This is a genomic window from Streptomyces sp. C, assembly GCF_000158895.1.
Lineage (GTDB): Bacteria > Actinomycetota > Actinomycetes > Streptomycetales > Streptomycetaceae > Streptomyces > Streptomyces racemochromogenes.
On the sequence record NZ_GG657750.1, the window covers coordinates 732,554 to 734,905 of the forward strand.

General features: G+C 75.2%; 2 protein-coding genes. One reads left to right on the forward strand and one right to left on the reverse strand.

The window, feature by feature from the left end; all coding sequences use genetic code 11:
- Positions 1-449: 449 nt before the first annotated feature.
- The gene (locus SSNG_RS03315) at positions 450-1,184 is read right to left on the reverse strand and encodes a DUF1838 family protein (protein WP_007262376.1); all 735 of its coding nucleotides are present in this window, start codon (positions 1,182-1,184) and stop codon (positions 450-452) included.
- A gap of 255 nt (positions 1,185-1,439) precedes the next feature.
- Between SSNG_RS03315 and SSNG_RS03320 the strand changes: the two genes are divergently transcribed.
- Positions 1,440-2,352 (forward strand): DUF1996 domain-containing protein (locus SSNG_RS03320; protein ID WP_007262377.1); only part of this gene is annotated, 913 nt, incomplete at its 3' end.

Consider the following 2,352-nt stretch of genomic DNA (forward strand, 5'->3'; position numbering starts at 1 on the left):
TACGGGCCGGTTCCGGGCATGCCGGAGCGGCCGGTCGGTGCAGTGTGGGAGGTGGAACCGGCGGAAGCGGGCCTGGACGGGCTGGTCGAACCCGCCCCGGCACCGCCGCGCGCCACGTCGCCCGGCCGCAACGGCGGGGCAGGGCAACGGCGTACCCCGGCGATCAGCGCGTCCGCGGTCGTTTCACACCATGTGGGGTTGGTGCGGGGCCGCCCGGGGCGCGGAAGATCGCCGGTGGGCAGACAGTAGGCAACGCGGGAGTGAACCCGATACGGGGAAAACCCTTGTCCGGACCCTGCGGGGCCCCTCCCCGCCCGGGGGTTACCGGGGGTCGGCGCAGGCCCGCGGGACCCACGGGGTCAGCGGTACCCGTGCGGTCAGCGGGGTCGGTGGTACCTGCGGGGTCAGCGGGGTCGGTGGTACCCGCGGGATCCGCGGGATCCGCAGGGTCAGCGGGGGTTGAGCCGGCGGAAGTACGTCCAGCTGGACTCGTTGGGCTCGGCCCACTTCTCCGGGGCGCGGGCGAACTCCGGGTGGCGGGCCGCGATGTACGCGCGGGTGCGCTCGGGGACCTCGGCGTAGGAGGCGAGCTTGACGCCGCGGCAGTGGAAGGTGAGGCCGCCGGGGCGCTGCCCCTGCTCCATCCAGGGCAGCCAGGGGGACATCCGGGTCCACGACATGGTGGCGGGGACGCTCGGGGCGTCGCCGGCCAGGGCGGCGGCCGGGGTGAAGAACTGGAAGAGCTCCAGGGCCCGGTAGGTGTCGTCGGCGGAGTTCAGCGGGTAGTCGGCGACCGGCAGCGGGGAGGGGTAGGCGAGGGGGATCTCCAGGCTGAAGCAGACCTGGTCGCCCAGTTCGGTGCGCGGGACGGGGAAGGGCCTCCACCGCTGGTTGGCCGGATCGTTCCAGACGTGGACCACGGGCTTGTCCTGCCAGGTCTCGAGGATCTCCCGAGTGCCGGGGTCGAGGTAGAAGGCCGCCTCGCGGGAGAGCATCCGGTAGCCGCCGCCCTCCTCGTCGGCCTCCAGGCGCGCCACGTTGAGGCCCTCGAAGCCGAAGAGGCGGCGGTAGGGCTCGCCGGGGGCCCAGGAGTGGACGTCGCCGGTCCACCAGAAGACGGTCTCCTCGCCGTCGAGGGAGGCGCGGGTGCGGGCGAAGGCGTGCAGGAGCTCTTCCGGTGTCATACGAGAACTCTCGGGGGCGGCCCCGCGGCCGGACAAGATCCGGACGCGCCAACCTGGCCGGCACCGGCCCGGAACACCGGGACCGGGGACACCGCCCGGACCGGATGCCGCGGCCGGGCCTGCGCGGACGCCAGGCCCGCACCCCGGGACCGGGCCGCTGAGCAGCGGTCGGCGGTACACCTCCGAACGCCCGGCAGCGCCCTGGTGCGGACGCCCGGTTGACGGTCCGGCGGGGCACCGACGACCGTGACCGTCATGGGGAACGGAAACCGCCTGCTGGCGCTGCTCGTGTGCATGGTGCTCGGCGCCGGGCTGGCCGCCGCCGTGCTGGGCGCCTCTCGGGCGGCCGGGTCGCGCCACGACCCCGCCGCCGACCGCGTGGACATCGCCCGGGTACCGCCCGCTCCCGCCCCGCCCCCGGCCGGGCCCGACGCCTCCACGGGCACGGTGACGGTGGACTGCGGGCGCAACGAGGAGGGCCACTGGAACGAGGACAACCTGGTGGTCTCGCCCGGCCTGCGGGCCGGCGCCCACCACACCCACGCGTACGTCGGCAACCTGTCCACCGACGCGATGTCCACCGACGCCTCCCTGGCCGGCGCCGCCACGAGCTGCGTCGGCGGCGACCGCTCCACGTACTACTGGCCGGTCCTGCGGCGCACCGACCGGCCGGGCGACCGCTCCCACGAGGGGGCCGCCGGGCACGGCAACACCGGCGAGATCCTGCGCGAGGCCTCGGTGCGCGTGGAGTTCCGGGGCAGCCCCGCCGGCAAGGTGGTGCCGATGCCCCGGTTCCTGCGCGCGATGACCGGCGACGCCGTGGCGTACACGGCGGGGACGGACGCCCGGGTCCGGGCCCGCTGGGGCTGTTCGGGCTCCCCCGACCGGTCCACGACGGACTACCCGCGCTGCCCGGCGGGCGAGCTGGTGACCCGTACGCTCGTCTTCCCCGGCTGCTGGAACGGGCTGGAGGAGGCCTCCGCCGACCACCGCTCGCACCTCGCGTTCGCCTCGGACCGGGGGATCTGCCCGCAGGGCACGTTCCCGATCCCCGAGCTGCGGCTGTCGCTCGCCTACGCGGTGCCGCCGCGGGTGCCGCTCGCCCTCGACTCCTTCCCGGAGCAACTGCACAGCCCTAAGACGGACCACGCGATGTTCGTCGACGTGA